The sequence below is a fragment of the Streptomyces echinatus genome (assembly GCF_014203595.1).
GTDB lineage: Bacteria > Actinomycetota > Actinomycetes > Streptomycetales > Streptomycetaceae > Streptomyces > Streptomyces echinatus.
Genome location: NZ_JACHJK010000001.1, coordinates 144,872 through 159,976 on the forward strand (window position 1 = coordinate 144,872; position 15,105 = coordinate 159,976).

Sequence of the window (15,105 nt, forward strand, 5' to 3'; positions counted from 1 at the left end):
CTAACTCCCTGTGCTGCGGTACGAACGAAGTCCCGCCCGCCAGGCCAGCCCCGCCAGCGCACCACACCCCACCGCCACCAGCGGCGGAGCCCACGCCAGCCACAACGGCAGCCCCAGCGGGTACGGCCGCCCCAGCACATACGTGGCGGGCAGCCAGTTCACGAAGGCCAGCGGCAGCACGAAGGTCACCCCGCGCACCAGCTCCTTCGCGAACACCGTCGGCGGATACTGCAACAGCGTCGTACCGCCGTAGGTGAAGGCGTTCTGCACCTCCGAGGCGTCCTGCGCCACGAACTGGAACGCCGCCCCGGCCACGAACACCGCGCAGAAGATCCCGCAGCCGCTCACCACCATCACCGGCATCAGCAGCAGCCGGTCCGCCGTCCAGTCGATGTCCACCCGGGTCAGCGACCAGCCCAGCACCAGCGCCCCCTGCGTCACCCGGCCCAGCCGCCGCAGGGCGAACCGGTCGGCCGCCACCTGCGCCAGCACCGGCGCCGGCCGCACCAGCAGCGTGTCCAGCGTGCCGTCGCGCACCCGCCGCCCCAGCCGGTCCATCGACCCGATCAGCAGATCCGCCGCCCCGAAGGAGACCGCGGACAGCCCGTACAGGAAGGCCACTTCGGGCAGCGGATAACCGCCCAGCGCGTCCACCCGGGAGAACATCAGCATGATCGCCACGAAGTCGAGGAACGTCGCCGCGAAGTTCCCGAACGTGGTCATCGCGAAGGACGCGCGATAGGCCATCGTGGACCGCACCCACATCGCCGCGACCAGCCGGTACGCCCGCACCCCCTCGGCCAGCCGGCCCCTCCGCGTCCACGGCGCCACCGGGCTCCCCTCAGCCACCCTGCACCACCACCCGGCGCGTCGCCGCCGACTGCAGCAGCCGGCCGGCACCCAGCAGCGCAGCCGCCCAGGCCGCCTGGAACAGATAGGTGGGCAGCGGATCCCCGTGCCCGAGCAGGATGTCCGCCGGCGCCTGCAGCAGCGAGGACCACGGCAGGGCCCGGACCACCTCGCCGAGTGTGCCCGGGAACACGTTCAGCGGCAGCAGCATCCCCGAGCAGAAGAACCCCGCCAGCCACGCCATCTGCGCCACACCGGTGCCGTCCAGCAGCCAGAACGCGCTCAGCGCCACCAGGTAGCGGATGCCGAAACCCACCAGCATCGCGAGGGCCACGGCGACCAGGAACGCCGCCCACGTGCCCACGTCGGCCGGCAGATACAGCGGGAAGCACAGCGCCCCGAACAGGAACGGAATCAGCCCGCGGCCCAGCAACTGGAAGAACGCCCGGCCGAGGTCCGCCGCCAGCCACCACAGCTGAAGGTCGGCCGGCCGGTACAGATCGATGGCCACGTCCCCCGTACGGATACGCTCCATCAACTCGTCCTCGACCCCGCCGCCCCCGAGGGCCAGCGTCGACAAGAAGGCCTGACCGAGCCAGACATAGGTCATGGCCTGTGCCTGGTCGTATCCCCCGAGATGCGGCTTCTCGTCCCACAGGGCGCGGTACGTGTACACGAGGATCAGCCCGAAGACCGTGTTCGTGAAGACCCCTGCCGCAGTGGCGGCCCGATAGGTCGCGTACCGTCTGAATCCCCCTGCCGCGACGGCCGCGTACAACCGTCCAGCGCCCACGCCAGTCGACCTCCTCGGACCGCTCGACACCGAAGCGCAGGAGCCTAGTCCGGAGGCCCGAGGGCCGGCCACGCGTTTTCGGCCGGAAGGGTGCCGGAATCCGGGAACGGAACGCCGGGTGCGAGAGTCTTCAAACAGGGGGAGCGCAGAAGCGTACGAGGCGTACGGGAACGTACGACGCGAAACAGGAGTCCGTGCACGACATGAGCGACGAGCCGCAGCCGCAGCAGCCGAACGAAGGCGTGGCGCCGGAAAAGCCGCTGCCGGCTGAAGGGCCCGGGCACCCGGGGGGCCACGAGGAGCCGGCGCCGGCCACCGGTCAGCCCGGAAGCCGCCCCGGGCGACCCCGCCGGGAGCCGGGGTCCGAACGGGAGGGGAACGCCCGGCGTGACGACGGGGACGGAGCCGCCCGGCCCGCCCCCGCCCACACGGGCTCGCCGTCCACCGCCACCCCCCGCCCGGGTTCACCGTCCGCGGGTACGGGTTCACCGTCCGCCGGTACGGGTTCGCCGGCCGCGGACGGCTCCGGCCGGGCGAGCACGGCGTCCCGGGACGGCTCCGGCCGCCCGGGGCCGACGCCCGGGAACGACACGCCCCGGGCCGACGCGCCCCGGAACGACACGCCCCGGGCCGACGCACGGTCCGCGGAGGGTTCGGGCCGCGCGGGCTCCGCGGCGCAGGACCGGACGGCTTCCATGGCCCGCGCCCGCCAGGCGGCCCGCGGCGCCCGCACGGACCAGAAGGGACCGGGGGACACCGTGGGAACCAACGGAGGCACCCCGCCCAACGACCCCACGAAGCCCGGCCACCGCCCGGCGTCCGGCGACGGCCCGGCGTCCGGCCGCGCTTCGGGCTCCGGCGAGGCCTCGGCCTCCCGTGGCGCCTCGGGTCCGGGTGGTGGCCCGGTCCCGGGGCGTCCGTCGGGCTCGGGTGGCGCTCCGGTGTCCGGCGGGGCCTCGGGCTCCGGCGGGGCCTCGGGGTCCGGCGGTGGTTCCGGTTCCGACAGGGCTCCCGGCCCGAGGAAGCCGTCCGCCCCCCAGGGTCCGGCCGGCTCCGGTGAGGCTTCGCCGGCCGAGAGCACTCAGGTGCTCCGGCGGATCACCCCGCCCAGGGGTCCCCAGACGTCCCCGGACGGATCCGCGTCCTCGGCCGGTAGCGGCAAGGCGGGCCGGGGGGCCCAGCCCGGCAAGGCGGCCGGTGCCGCACCGGGTACCGGCAAGGCGGCCGGTGCGGGCAGCGCTGCCGGTGCCGGTTCGGCTGCCGGTGCTGTCGGGCAGGGTGCCGCGGCCGGCGCTTCCCGCGGCCCCGGCAAGTCCACCGGCGCCTCTCTCGCGTCCGGGCCCGAGCAGGCGCCCGAGACCACCCAGGTGCTCCGGCGGATCGGCCCGCCTCGCGCGGGTGAGCCGGGCGGGACCGGGACCAAGCCCGAGACGGCCTCCCCGGCGGAGCCGAACCCCACCGGCCGTACGCCGCGCACCGGCATGCCCCGCCCCGGCGGCCAGAACCGTGCCGCCCAGGCCACCGGCGCCAACGCGGCCGGCACCACCAGCGCCAACGCGGCCAACGCGGCCGGTACCCCCGGCTCCGGTGCCCCGACCTCTCCGGCCGCCGCGCGCGCCGCCCGAGCCGCCCGCGCGGCGGGCAACGCCGCTGCCGCCGCCGGTGCCGGCGCCCAGGCGGCCAAGGCCGGTGCCGCCGTGGGTGCCGCCGCCCAGGCGGGCAAGGCCGGCGCCGCAGCCTCCCTCGCGGGAGCCGGAGCCGGAGCCGCCGGCTCCCGTGCCGGTGGCGGAGCCTCCCGTGCCGGTGGCGGCGCCCCCGCGCAGCCGGGCGGCGCGGAGGACAAGACCACCGTCAACGCCGCCGCCGACGGCACGACCGCCGGAGGCAAGGGCAAGAAGGCGAAGAAGGGCAAGCGGCCCAAGCACACCGGCTGGCGACGGATCTTCCCGACCTGGCGCATGGTGCTCGGCACCTTCTTCGTCGGCATACTCCTGCTCATCGGCCTCTTCTTCCTCGGCTACTCCATGGTCAAGATCCCGCCCGCCAACGCGTTCGCGACCATGCAGAGCAACGTCTACCTCTACGCCGACGGCTCCCAGCTCGCCCGCGACGGCGACGTCAACCGCGAGAACGTCACCCTCGCCCAGGTCTCCAAGGCCGCCCAGCACGCCGTACTGGCCGCCGAGGACCGCGACTTCTACACCGAGTCCGCCGTCGACCCCAAGGCCATGCTCCGCGCCGGCTGGAACACCGCGACCGGCAAGGGCAAGCAGTCCGGCTCGACGATCACCCAGCAGTACGTGAAGAACTACTACCTGGCCCAGGAACAGACGGTCACCCGCAAGGCCAAGGAATTCTTCATCGCGATCAAGCTCGACCAGAACAAGTCCAAGGACGAGATCTTCGAGGGCTACCTCAACACCAGCTACTTCGGCCGCAACGCCTACGGCATCCAGGCCGCCGCCCAGGCCTACTACGGCATGGACGCCGAGGACCTCGACCCGGCCCGCGCCGCCTACCTCGCCGCGCTCGTCAACGCACCCAGCGAGTACGACGTCGTGGCCCACCCCGAGAACAAGAGGTCGGCCCTCGCCCGCTGGAACTACGTCCTGGACGGCATGGTCAAGAAGGGCTGGCTCGACGAGTCCGAGCGCACCGGCATGAAGTTCCCCATGCCGAAGGAGCAGACGGTCTCCACCGGCATGTCCGGCCAGCGCGGCTACCTCGTGGAAGCGGTCAAGCAGTACCTGACCAGCAACAACATCATCGACGCCGACCACCTCAAGCTCGGCGGCTACCGCATCACCACGACCATCCAGAAGAACAGGCAGGACGCCTTCGTCAAGGCGGTCGACGACCAGCTGATCTCCAAGCTGGACAAGAAGAACCGCAAGGCCGACACCTACGTCCGGGCCGGCGGCGCCTCCGTCGACCCCAAGACCGGCAAGGTCGTCGCGATGTACGGCGGCATCGACTACGTGAAGCAGTACACCAACGGCGCGACCCGCGGTGACTTCCAGGTCGGCTCCACGTTCAAGCCGCTCGTGTTCACCTCCGCCGTGGAGAACGGCTCGACCACCCAGGACGGCCGCACGATCACCCCGAACACCATCTACGACGGCACCAACAAGCGGCTCGTCCAGGGCTGGAGCGGCACGCCGTACAACCCGGAGAACGAGGACCAGCGCTCGTACGGCCCCATCACCGTCCGCAAGGCCACCGACCTGTCGGTGAACTCGGTGTACGCGCAGATGGCCGCCGACGTCGGCCCCGAGAAGGTCAAGAAGACCGCGGTCGCCCTCGGCATCCCCGAGGACACCCCCGACCTCTACCCGTCCCCGTCCATGGCCCTCGGCACCGCCAACGCCAGCGTCCTGGAGATGGCGGAGGCCTACGCCACGCTCGCCAACCACGGCAAGCACGGCGCGTACACGCTGGTCGAGAAGATCACCAAGGACGGCACGAACGAGATCCGGCTGCCCGAGCAGCCGGTCAAGCAGGCCGTCAGCCGCGAGGCCGCCGACACCACCACCTCCGTCCTGCAGAGCGTGGTCCAGAGCGGCACCGCCACCGCCGCGCAGGCCGCAGGCCGCCCGGCCGCCGGCAAGACCGGCACCGCCGAGAGCGACACCGCCGCCTGGTTCGCCGGCTACACCCCCGACCTGGCCACGGTGGTCTCCGTCATGGGCCAGGACCCGGTGACGGCCAAGCACATGCCGCTGTACAACGCCCTCGGCCAGGCCCGCATGAACGGCGGCGGCCCGCCCACCGAGATCTGGGCCCAGTACACGCGTGACGCGCTCAAGGGCAAGTCGCCCGCCGAGTTCGACCTCCAGCTCGAGGAGGGCGCCGACCAGATCCAGGAGCCCCCGGCCACCGGTACGCCCGAGCCCGGCACCGACGCCGGCCAGGACACCGGCGGCACCACCACCGACGGCGGCCAGGACACCGGCGGCGCGACCGCCACCCCCAGCACCGACGGCGGTGCGACCACCACCGGCGGCGGCGCGACCACCGGCGGCGGCCCCACCACGGGCGGCGGCGCGACGACGGGTGGCGGCGCGACGACGGGCGGCGGCCCGACCACGGACGGCGGCGCGACCACCGGCGGCGGCCCCACCACGGACGGGGGCGCCACCACCGGCGGGGACGCGACCGGCGGCGGCCCGACGACCGGCGGCGGCACCCCCGGCGGGGGCACCGACGCCGGCGGCACCACGGGCACGGTCGAGGGCACCGGAGGCGGCCCCGGCACCTGACGTCCCGGTGCCGCGACGCCTCGGCGACGTGACGACTCAGTGACCGCTGGTCGCCTTCAGCCCCACCACGGCGACCAGCAGCAGACACACGAAGAAGATCCGGGCGGCGGTGACCGGCTCACCCAGCACCACCATGCCGAGCACCGCCGCACCGGCCGCGCCGATCCCCACCCACACGCCGTAGGCCGTACCGATGGGCAGGGACTTCGCGGCGTACGACAGCAGAACCATGCTGGCGACGATGCCGACGCCGGTGAACAGACTCGGGACCAGCCGGGTGAAACCCTCGCTGTACTTCATCCCGATCGACCAGCCGACCTCCAGCAGACCGGCGACGACAAGCAGAACCCAGGCCATGACAGGCACCTCCGAGACGTGACGACTCTCCACGGGGTGCGTCGTCTTTGCCTTCGACCCGGTACGGCGCGTCTCGTCGGGTTCCTTTCGAACATAGCAAAGCCACGACGAAGAGGGCCGGTGACCACCGTCACCGGCCCTCTTCGTCGTCGTCACCTCACCGCTCGGGGCGGACAGCCCCCGCGCCGGGGGCACCCCGTGTCAGAGATACAGCCCCGTGGAGTCCTCCGACCCCTCAAACCGGTCGGCGGCGACGGCGTGCAGGTCACGCTCGCGCATGAGCACGTACGCCACGCCCCGCACCTCGACCTCCGCCCGGTCCTCCGGGTCGAACAGAACACGGTCGCCCGGCTCCACCGTCCGTACGTTCTGGCCGACCGCGACGACCGCGGCCCAGGCCAGCCGCCGCCCGACCGCCGCGGTGGCGGGAATCAGGATGCCGCCCCCCGACCGCCGCTCGCCCTCACCGGTCTCCTGCCGCACGAGAACCCGGTCGTGCAGCATCCGGATGGGCAGCTTGTCGTGATGGGGAGTGCTGTGCTGGTTTCTGTTGGCGCTCACGCCTTGAACCTACCTGTCCCGCTCAGTCGCGGCGCCGCCGGGCCCCGAGGGCGAGCAGCCCCACGACCCCCACGACGGCGATCGCGACGGGTACGACCCGCTCCAGCCGAGGCGCCCCCTCGTCGTCCACGAACCGCGCCCGGACATCGCTCACCATCCGGTTGACCTGCACATACGCCCGCCCGACCGTGTGATCGATGTTGGCGACGACCTTGGCCTTCGCATCCCCGACGATGGTCTTCGGATGCACCCGCACCCCGATCTCGTCGAGCGTCTCGGCCAGCACTTCACGGCGGCGCTTGATGTCCGCCTCGATCTGCGCCGGGGTTCTGGTGTCCGACGTGTCCGCCACCGTACGGCCTCCGAAGTCTGCCGAAGTCTGTTGATACTGTTCCGAACAGTCTGTCAGCTCATGGCCGCGCCGCACCGCAAGGCCCCCCGGTTACGCTAGTCCGATGAGCGAGCGACTCCAGCCCGGGGACGTTGCCCCCGCCTTCACCCTCCCCGACGCCGACGGCAACGACGTGTCCCTGTCGGACCACAAGGGCCGCAAGGTCATCGTCTACTTCTACCCGGCCGCCCTGACTCCAGGCTGCACCAAGCAGGCCTGCGACTTCACCGACAACCTCGAGGTCCTGGCCTCCGCCGGCTACGACGTCATCGGCATCTCGCCGGACGCACCCGAGAAGCTCGCGAAGTTCCGCGAGAAGGAGTCCCTGCGGGTCACGCTCCTCGCCGACCCCGACAAGAAGGTCACCGAGGCCTTCGGCGCGTACGGCGAGAAGAAGAACTACGGCAAGACCTACATGGGCGTCATCCGCTCCACGGTCGTCGTGGACGAGGAGGGCAAGGTCGAACGCGCCCTGTACAACGTCCGCGCCACCGGCCACGTAGCCAAGATCATCAAGGACCTGGACATCTGAGCCCGCACACCGCCGACGGCCCGCACCCGGACGACCCGGGGCGGGCCGTTTCCGTTCTCCGGCCGTGACTGTCCGATAAACGGTTCGTTACTCCGTACGGGCCGCGAACGCACGCCCGGAACCGGGAGGGGGCTCGATGGGGGCCAGCGCGTACACGAAGGAACGGCTGCAGACAGCGGCCCACGGAGCGCGAACGCTGTCGCAGGCGCTGGAGAGGCTCGGCGTCGACCCGAGAAGCCCGACGCGGCGCTATGTCCTCGACCGCATGAAGAAACTCGGCGTGGACGTGTCCCACTTCGAACGGGAGGGGGTGAAGTGGACGCGGGAGGTGCTCCAGCGGGCCGTGACGGCCTCCACGAACATGTGCGAGGTTCTGCGCCATCTCGGCCTGGAGGTCGTGGGGGGTCATCACACCTACATCAGCCGCCGGATCAGGGCGTTCGGAATCGACACCTCGCACTTCCGAGTGCCGACGCGGCGGGGGAAGCCCTGGCGTCCCCGGACACCGGAGGCACTGCTCGTCGAGCAGCCGGCCGGCCACGCCCGGCGTATCCAGAGCGACCGGCTCAGGTGGGCGATGACGGCGATGGGCACGCCGGAACGCTGCGCCCGCTGCGGCACGGAGCCGGTGTGGCGGGGGCGTCCGCTGCCGCTGGAGGTCGATCACATCGACGGAAACTGGCGCGACAACCGCATCGACAACCTTCGGCTGCTCTGCCCCAACTGCCACGCGACCACGGACAACTACCGGGGGCGCGGAAAGGGCCGCGCGCGGCGTGGTGCCGTATGAGCAACGGCGCGCGGTACACGCGTGAGCGGCTGGCGGAGGCGGCCGAGCGGTGTTCCAGCATCGATGAGGTCATCGCCTACTTGGGCACCGAGCCGTACGCCAAGCTCGATCGCCACCTCCTCGGGCGCTTCGCCCATTTCGGGATAGACGTGTCGCACTTCGCTGTTCACCGCGGGATTCCGCGCCCCGGCCCGGAAGAGTTGCGGGCCGCGGTTGCCGAGGCGATCTCCATCGCAGGGGTGCTCCGCCGCCTCGGGCGCCCGGACAGCGGCGCCCAACGCGCGGCACTACGTCGCTGGATCGCCGAAGAAGGCCTCGCGACCACTCACCTTCTCGGGCAGGGGCACCAGCGCGGCAAGCCCGGTGTAGTCGCGGCCAAGAGGCATGACGAGATCCTGGTCCTGCACGACGGCAAGCGCCGGACAAAGACCGCGCTGCTGCGCCGCGCACTCCGTGAAGTCGGTGTTCCTGAGGTGTGCGCGGAGTGCGGTACGGGTCCGGAGTGGCTGGGGGATCCGATGACGTTGGAGGTTGACCACATCAACGGCGACTGGGGCGACGACCGGCCCGGAAATCTCCGGCTGCTGTGCCCCAACTGCCACGCGACCACCAGCACCTGGTGCAGAGGGGGCGGACGGCGAGAGGCGTAGCACAGTACAGTAGGGCGCGGTTTATGCGTCCGTACGCCAACTGGCCGAGCGGCGATCTTTAGGTGGTCGTGTTTGTCGGTTCGAATCCGACCGGGCGCACAGGTGAGAAAGGCCCCGTACCTTGGAAACAAAGGTATGGGGCCTTTTGCGTGAGGCTCAGCCCAGGAGTTCTCGTACCACCGGTACCAGCGCCCGGAACGCCTTCCCCCGGTGGCTGATCGCGTTCTTCTCGTCCGGGCTCAGCTCCGCGCACGTCCGGCTCTGGCCCTCCGGCTGCAGGATCGGGTCGTAGCCGAAACCGTTCGTACCGGCCGGCGCGTGCCGCAGGCTGCCGCGCAGCCGGCCCTCCACCACCCGCTCCGTGCCGTCCGGCAGGGCGAGCGCCGCCGCGCAGGCGAAGTGGGCGGCGCGGTGCTCGTCGGCGATGTCGGAGAGCTGGGCGAGCAGCAGGTCGAGGTTGGCCTTGTCGTCGCCGTGGCGTCCGGCCCAGCGGGCGGAGAAGATGCCGGGGGCGCCGCCCAGGACGTCGACGCAGAGGCCGGAGTCGTCGGCGACGGCGGGCAGGCCGGTCGCCCGGGCGAGGGCGTGGGCCTTCAGCAGCGCGTTCTCGGCGAAGGTGACGCCGGTTTCCTTGACGTCGGGGACCTCGGGGAAGGCGTCGGCGCCGATGAGTTCGTGCGGCAGTCCGGCCTCGGCGAGGATCGCCCTCAGCTCGGTGATCTTTCCGGCGTTGCGGGTGGCGAGGATCAAGCGGGTCATGCCCGCCAGTATTCCCCGCCCCCGGCCTACAGCTCCGCCTGCCCCGTGTTGTTCAGGGTGGTGAGGTCGAAGGTCTTGGCCATGGTGCGGTAGCCGAGGTCGCTGGGGTGCAGGTGGTCGCCGCAGTCGTATTCGGGGCGCAGTCGGCGGGGGTCGTAGGGGTCCTTGAGGGCCTTGTCGAAGTCGACGACGGCGTCGTACACGCCGCCGTCGCGGATCTCCTCGTTGATTCGCTGCCGTACGGCTTCCCGCTCGGGGGTGTAGCGGGGGTGGCCCTTGAAGGGCATCAGGGTGGCGCCGATGACCTTCAGGCCGCGGCCGTGTGCCTGGCGGACGAGGGTGCGCAGGCCGGTGACGACGCGGTCGGGGTCGGCGAGCCCGGGGTTGCGGAGGATGTCGTTGATGCCGAGGGCGATGACGACGGCTTTGGCGTTGGGGCGGGAGAGGACGTCGCGGTCGAAGCGGTCGAGGCCGCTCTGGTTCTCGGCGGGCCGGCCGGGGCCGCCGACGAGGACCTGGTTGCCGCTGATGCCCTCGTTGACGACGCTGTAGCGGGGGAGTCGCTCGCCGTTCTCCAGGGCGCCGCGCAGTCGGCCGGAGAGGACGTCGGGCCAGCGGCGGTTGGTGCCGGTGGTGGAGGTGACGCCGTCGGTTATGGAGTCGCCGAAGGCGACGACGGTGCCGACGGCTTCGTTGCCGAGGACGTCGAGGGCCGTCAGGTAGCGCCAGTAGGGGGTCTGTTGGGTGTAGGGGGTGCCGGTCGCGTCCTCGGTGCGGTCGCCGGTCGCGACGTACGACGTCTGCTGGGCGTGGGGGTGATAGGTGACGGGGCCGGACGCGGTGGGGGAGTAGGTGGTGACGAGGACGTCGGCGCCGCGGGGGATGGTCACGGGTGCGGCGTCGCTGACGGCTTGTCCGCCGGCGGGTATGACGACGCCGGTGCTGCCGTCGAAGGTGAGGCGCCGCATCGTTTCGGCGTCGGCGGTCGCGCTGCCGTCGCCCGTGGACAGGGCGAGGGTGGCGTGGGTGAGGGTGAGGGGGGTGCGGCCGTAGAGGTTGGAGAGGGTGACGCGGGCGCTCGTGCCTCCGGTGCTCGCGTGGACCACGTTGCGCACCGATCGGCCCGCCAGGCCGGCCGCCTCGGTGCCGGGTTCGCCGCCGACGGGTGCGGTGGCCCAGGCGCCGACCCAGGTGCCGGTGGAGGCGGGGGCGGCGGAGCCGTGGTGGGGGCGGCCGTCGGCGAGGGTGTGGCGGGGGGTGCCGTCGTCGGCCGCGGCGGCGACGTATATGGCGGCCGACAGGGCCACGACGAGGGCGACGAGTGCGCTCAGGACCGTACGGTGCCTCGCGGGGGACACCCTCGCGTCCCCGTCATGACGCTCGGTCATGCTTCTGTTGTTCTCCTCGGTGATGGGAGCCCGGGGCTCCGATCAGGCCGGCCCCATGATCCGTCATGGGCCGGGGAGTTCTGACAGGACCCTGCCACTTCTGCTGACAGGACCCTGCCACTTCACCCGTGGAGTCTGACGCTGGGAACTCGTGTTCTGTTCCGGGAGTCGGTCAGGAAGGGACAATTGTGGGCGGGATCACCGAACGGGTGGAGCTGATGGAACCTACCGATACGGGAACACCGGCGCGGGCCATGTCGTACCGGACCATGACGGCGTTCACCCCGGCCGACGAGGAGCGCCGGCGCGGGGTGCGGCGGATGAAGCTCACGGCGACGGGCCTGCTGCTGTTCGTGGCGGTGGTCTACGTCCTGGCCAAGCTCGCCGGGCACGAGGGCGCCGGGGCGTGGGCGGACTATGTGGCGGCGGCGGCCGAGGCGGGCATGGTGGGCGCGCTCGCCGACTGGTTCGCCGTCACCGCGCTCTTCCGGCATCCGCTGGGGCTGCCCATTCCGCACACCGCGATCATCCCCACCAAGAAGGATCAGCTGGGTATCTCGCTGGGTGAGTTCGTCGGGGAGAACTTCCTCTCCGAGGACGTCGTACGGCAGCGGCTGCGATCGGTCGGCATCGGCAGCCGGCTCGGCGCCTGGCTGGCGGAGCCGGAGCACGCGGACCGGGTGACGGCGGAGCTGGCCACGGCGCTGCGCGGTGCGCTGACGGTGCTGCGCGACTCGGATGTGCAGGCGGTCGTCGGCGAGGCGATCACCCGGCGGGCGAACGCGCAGGAGATCGCTCCGGGCATCGGCAAGATGCTGGAGAAGATCGTCGCCGACGGCGGGCACCGGCGGGCGGTGGACCTGGTGGTGGCCCGCGCGCACGACTGGCTGGTGCTGCACCGGGACGACGTGATGGTGGCCGTGGAGGGTGGCGCGCCGGGGTGGACCCCGCGGTTCGTGGACCGGAAGGTGGGTGAGCGGGTCTACAAGGAGCTGCTGCGGTTCGTCACGGAGATGCGGGACATGCCCTCGCATCCGGCGCGGGGCGCGTTGGACCGTTTCCTCACCGACTTCGCGTCCGACCTGCAGTCCGACACGGACACGCGGGCGCGGGTGGAGCGGCTCAAGGGAGAGGTGCTGGGCCGGGGCGAGGTGCAGGATCTGATCGCGTCGGCGTGGACGGCCGTACGGTCGATGATCGTGGCGGCCGCGGAGGACGAGCGCAGCCAGCTGCGGCAGCGGGTGCGGGCCGCGTTGCTGTCGCTGGGTTCGCGGATGGCGACCGAGCCGAAGGTGCAGGGGAAGGTCGACAGCTGGGTGGAGGGTGCGGCGGTGCATGTCGTGACGACGTACCGCAAGGAGATCACCTTGCTGATCACGGACACGGTGGCGGGCTGGGACGCCGAGCACACGACCCGGAAGATCGAGGCGCACATCGGCCGCGACCTGCAGTTCATCCGGATCAACGGCACGGTGGTGGGATCCCTGGCGGGGTTGCTGATCTACGCGGTGTCGCGGGGGATGGGGGTCTGATCGGCGAGCCGGGGCGGGGCGGGCCGGGCGGCGGGCGGCCCGAGCCGCTGCCCGGGGTGGGCCGGGGGCCGGTGCGGCCTATTTCGACCGGGCCGGGGCACCCGATATCCGTCCTTCAGCGAGGAGGGTGCCCATGAGCACAGCCGAGGCCGAGACCGGCCGGACCATCACCACCGACATTCCCGCCCGGCTGGACCGGCTGCCCTGGTCACGCTGGCACTGGACGATCGTCATCGGCCTGGGCACCGTGTGGATCCTGGACGGCCTGGAGGTCACGGTCGTCGGCAACATCGCCAGCCGGCTGTCGGAGCCCGGCAGCGGCCTGTCGATCTCCTCGGGGCAGGTGACCGGCGTCGCCGCGGCCCTGTATGTGGCGGGCGCCTGTTCGGGTGCCCTGTTCTGGGGCCGTCTGACGGACCGCTGGGGCCGCAAGAGGCTCTTCATGATCACGCTGGCGGTGTATCTGGCCGCGACGGCCCTGACGGCCGTCTCCTGGGAAGCCTGGTGGTTCTTCCTGTTCCGGTTCCTGACCGGCTTCGGCATCGGCGGTGAGTACGCGGCGATCAACTCCGCGATCGACGAGCTGATCCCGGCCGACTACCGCGGCCGGGTCGATCTGATGATCAACGGCAGCTTCTGGCTGGGTGCCGTCGGCGGCTCACTGCTGTCGATCGTCGCGCTGAACACCGACCTGCTGGCGGCGAACGTGGGCTGGCGGCTGACGTTCGCCCTCGGTGCCGTCCTCGCGCTCGTCATCCTCCTCGTACGGCGGCACGTGCCGGAGAGTCCGCGCTGGCTGCTGATCCACGGCCGGGACCGGGAGGCGGAGGAGATCGTCACCGGCATCGAACGCCAGGTGGAGGCGGAGAAGGGCGAGCGGCTGTCCGAACCCCGGGGCGTGCTGGAGATCCACCAGCGCAAGAGCGTGACGTTCATGGAGATCGCCCGGACGGTCTTCGGCGAGTACCGCAAGCGGGCCGTCCTCGGTTTCTCCCTCTTCATCGGCCAGGCGTTCCTGTACAACGCGATCACCTTCGGTTTCGGTGCGATCCTGACCAAGTTCTACGACGTGCCCGCCGATCACACCGGCTACTACTTCGCGGTGATCGCGGTCGGCAACTTCTGCGGTCCGCTGCTGCTCGGCAAGCTGTTCGACACGGTCGGCCGCCGGGTGATGATCTCCTCGACGTATCTGCTCTCGGGCCTGCTCCTGTTCGGTACGGCGTGGCTGTTCGACCGGGGTTCGCTGAGCGCGAGCACGTTGACGGCGTGCTGGTGCGCGGTGCTGTTCTTCGCCTCGGCGGGTGCCTCCAGTGCCTACCTCACGGTCTCGGAGATCTTCCCGATGGAGACGAGGGCGATGTCCATCGCCTTCTTCTACGCCCTCGGTACCGCGGCCGGCGGCATCAGCGGTCCGCTGCTGTTCGCCGACCTCACGAGCACCGGCAGGGTCGGCGACACGGTCCTCGCCTTCTGTGTGGGCGCTGCGCTGATGTGCGCGGCCGGTCTGGTGGCGGCGTTCCTGGCGGTACGGGCCGAACGGCGCTCCCTGGAGGACATCGCCCGTCCGCTGACGGCGGTGGCGAGCCGGGCCAGGGCGGCGACGCGGGGCGCGTCCCAGGGTTCGGGGAACGGTCCGAAGGCCCCGCCGGCGGCGAGCGCGCCGTGACCGTGCCGGTGGCCGGGCCGTCCGTCAGGCACCGGTCGTGGAGCCGGGCCGGACGATCATCAGGACCGTCACGGCGGCCCACAGCAGGTTGAACAGCCCGGTGGCCATCGCGAGCCGGGCGGTCACCGCGGCCGTACCGTCGCCCTGGACGAGCGCGCTCTGGGCCGGCAGGACCAGAGCGCCGAGCACCAGGGCGGCGAGCGCGGTCAGCGCGATGGAGACGATCAGCCAGGCGCTGCCGAGCACGCCCATCTCGCTCGCGGTGGCGAACCCGAAGACCGGGACGACGACGCCGACGACGGCGTACACGCGGCAGATCCGGTGCAGCAGCCGCAGCGTCCCCGTGGCGCCGGAACCACCGGTGTGAGTGGCATCTCCGGGGCCGGTGGCGTCGGCGTCGCCGGGCCCGGCGGCCAGGGCCCGGCGGGCGGCGGGCGGGAACATGCTGGCGGCGACGGCGACGGGACCGATGGCGAGGATCGCGGCGATGACATGGACGGCGAGCAGGAACTTGGTCACGGCAGGACGCTAGGGCCGGCGCCGGCCCCCCGACAGTGGCGGGACTGCCACTGATC

The 15,105-nt window shown here is 71.8% G+C and carries 14 protein-coding genes, 1 tRNA gene and 1 riboswitch; of the genes, 7 read left to right on the forward strand and 8 right to left on the reverse strand.

The window, feature by feature from the left end; all coding sequences use genetic code 11:
* Positions 1 to 849 carry an ABC transporter permease gene (locus FHS34_RS00600; RefSeq protein WP_225817814.1) on the reverse strand — a complete coding sequence of 283 codons (849 nt, stop codon included), beginning with the start codon at positions 847 to 849 and terminating at the stop codon, positions 1 to 3.
* On the reverse strand, positions 842 to 1,642 hold the full coding sequence (locus FHS34_RS00605; protein WP_184958324.1) for an ABC transporter permease: 801 nt from the start codon (positions 1,640 to 1,642) through the stop codon (positions 842 to 844). The genes FHS34_RS00600 and FHS34_RS00605 overlap by 8 nt, the downstream gene beginning before the upstream one ends.
* Positions 1,643 to 3,123: 1,481 nt before the next feature.
* Here FHS34_RS00605 and FHS34_RS00610 point away from each other — a divergent pair.
* Positions 3,124 to 5,901 (forward strand): transglycosylase domain-containing protein, encoded by a 2,778-nt coding sequence (locus FHS34_RS00610; RefSeq protein ID WP_225817815.1) that lies wholly within the window; start codon positions 3,124 to 3,126, stop codon positions 5,899 to 5,901.
* Positions 5,902 to 5,937: 36 nt separating this feature from the next.
* Here the strand turns inward: FHS34_RS00610 and sugE are convergent, their stop codons facing one another.
* From sugE to FHS34_RS00625, 3 genes are all read right to left on the reverse strand, one after another.
* A complete protein-coding gene (gene sugE, locus FHS34_RS00615) occupies positions 5,938 to 6,258 on the reverse strand; it encodes a quaternary ammonium compound efflux SMR transporter SugE (protein ID WP_030753573.1) in 321 nt (106 codons plus the stop codon).
* Between the two features lie 35 nt (positions 6,259 to 6,293).
* Positions 6,294 to 6,361: riboswitch (guanidine-III (ykkC-III) riboswitch) on the reverse strand.
* Positions 6,362 to 6,459: 98 nt separating this feature from the next.
* Positions 6,460 to 6,819 carry a GroES family chaperonin gene (locus tag FHS34_RS00620; RefSeq protein ID WP_184958326.1) on the reverse strand — a complete coding sequence of 120 codons (360 nt, stop codon included), beginning with the start codon at positions 6,817 to 6,819 and terminating at the stop codon, positions 6,460 to 6,462.
* 22 nt (positions 6,820 to 6,841) lie between these two features.
* Positions 6,842 to 7,171, reverse strand: coding sequence for a DUF3618 domain-containing protein (locus FHS34_RS00625; RefSeq protein WP_184958328.1), 330 nt, complete (start codon positions 7,169 to 7,171; stop codon positions 6,842 to 6,844).
* A gap of 103 nt (positions 7,172 to 7,274) precedes the next feature.
* On the opposite strand from FHS34_RS00625, the gene bcp reads away from it, so the two are divergent.
* The 4 genes from bcp (at position 7,275) to FHS34_RS00645 (ending at position 9,281) form a co-directional block, all read left to right on the forward strand.
* Positions 7,275 to 7,742 carry a thioredoxin-dependent thiol peroxidase gene (gene bcp, locus FHS34_RS00630; RefSeq protein WP_184958330.1) on the forward strand — a complete coding sequence of 156 codons (468 nt, stop codon included), beginning with the start codon at positions 7,275 to 7,277 and terminating at the stop codon, positions 7,740 to 7,742.
* 136 nt (positions 7,743 to 7,878) lie between these two features.
* Positions 7,879 to 8,532, forward strand: a complete 654-nt coding sequence (locus FHS34_RS00635; protein WP_184958332.1) for an HNH endonuclease signature motif containing protein — start codon at positions 7,879 to 7,881, stop codon at positions 8,530 to 8,532.
* Positions 8,529 to 9,182 (forward strand): HNH endonuclease, encoded by a 654-nt coding sequence (locus FHS34_RS00640; RefSeq protein WP_184958335.1) that lies wholly within the window; start codon positions 8,529 to 8,531, stop codon positions 9,180 to 9,182. Before FHS34_RS00635 ends, FHS34_RS00640 begins: the two co-directional genes overlap by 4 nt.
* A gap of 25 nt (positions 9,183 to 9,207) precedes the next feature.
* Positions 9,208 to 9,281, forward strand: a tRNA-Leu gene (locus tag FHS34_RS00645).
* A gap of 57 nt (positions 9,282 to 9,338) precedes the next feature.
* On the opposite strand, the gene rdgB is transcribed toward FHS34_RS00645, so the two are convergent.
* Together rdgB and FHS34_RS00655 are read right to left on the reverse strand one after the other, a co-directional pair.
* Positions 9,339 to 9,941, reverse strand: coding sequence for an RdgB/HAM1 family non-canonical purine NTP pyrophosphatase (rdgB, locus tag FHS34_RS00650; protein WP_184958337.1), 603 nt, complete (start codon positions 9,939 to 9,941; stop codon positions 9,339 to 9,341).
* A gap of 26 nt (positions 9,942 to 9,967) precedes the next feature.
* Positions 9,968 to 11,329: an SGNH/GDSL hydrolase family protein gene (locus tag FHS34_RS00655; RefSeq protein ID WP_184958340.1), complete on the reverse strand. Its 1,362-nt coding sequence runs from the start codon at positions 11,327 to 11,329 to the stop codon at positions 9,968 to 9,970.
* 218 nt (positions 11,330 to 11,547) lie between these two features.
* Between FHS34_RS00655 and FHS34_RS00660 the strand changes: the two genes are divergently transcribed.
* Both FHS34_RS00660 and FHS34_RS00665 read left to right on the forward strand, forming a co-directional pair.
* Entirely contained in the window at positions 11,548 to 12,861 is a 1,314-nt protein-coding gene (locus tag FHS34_RS00660; RefSeq protein ID WP_184958342.1) for a DUF445 domain-containing protein, read from the forward strand.
* 133 nt (positions 12,862 to 12,994) lie between these two features.
* Positions 12,995 to 14,530, forward strand: coding sequence for an MFS transporter (locus FHS34_RS00665; protein ID WP_184958344.1), 1,536 nt, complete (start codon positions 12,995 to 12,997; stop codon positions 14,528 to 14,530).
* 24 nt (positions 14,531 to 14,554) lie between these two features.
* On the opposite strand, the gene FHS34_RS00670 is transcribed toward FHS34_RS00665, so the two are convergent.
* Positions 14,555 to 15,049: a hypothetical protein gene (locus FHS34_RS00670; protein WP_184958346.1), complete on the reverse strand. Its 495-nt coding sequence runs from the start codon at positions 15,047 to 15,049 to the stop codon at positions 14,555 to 14,557.
* Between the last annotated feature and the right edge of the window lie 56 nt (positions 15,050 to 15,105).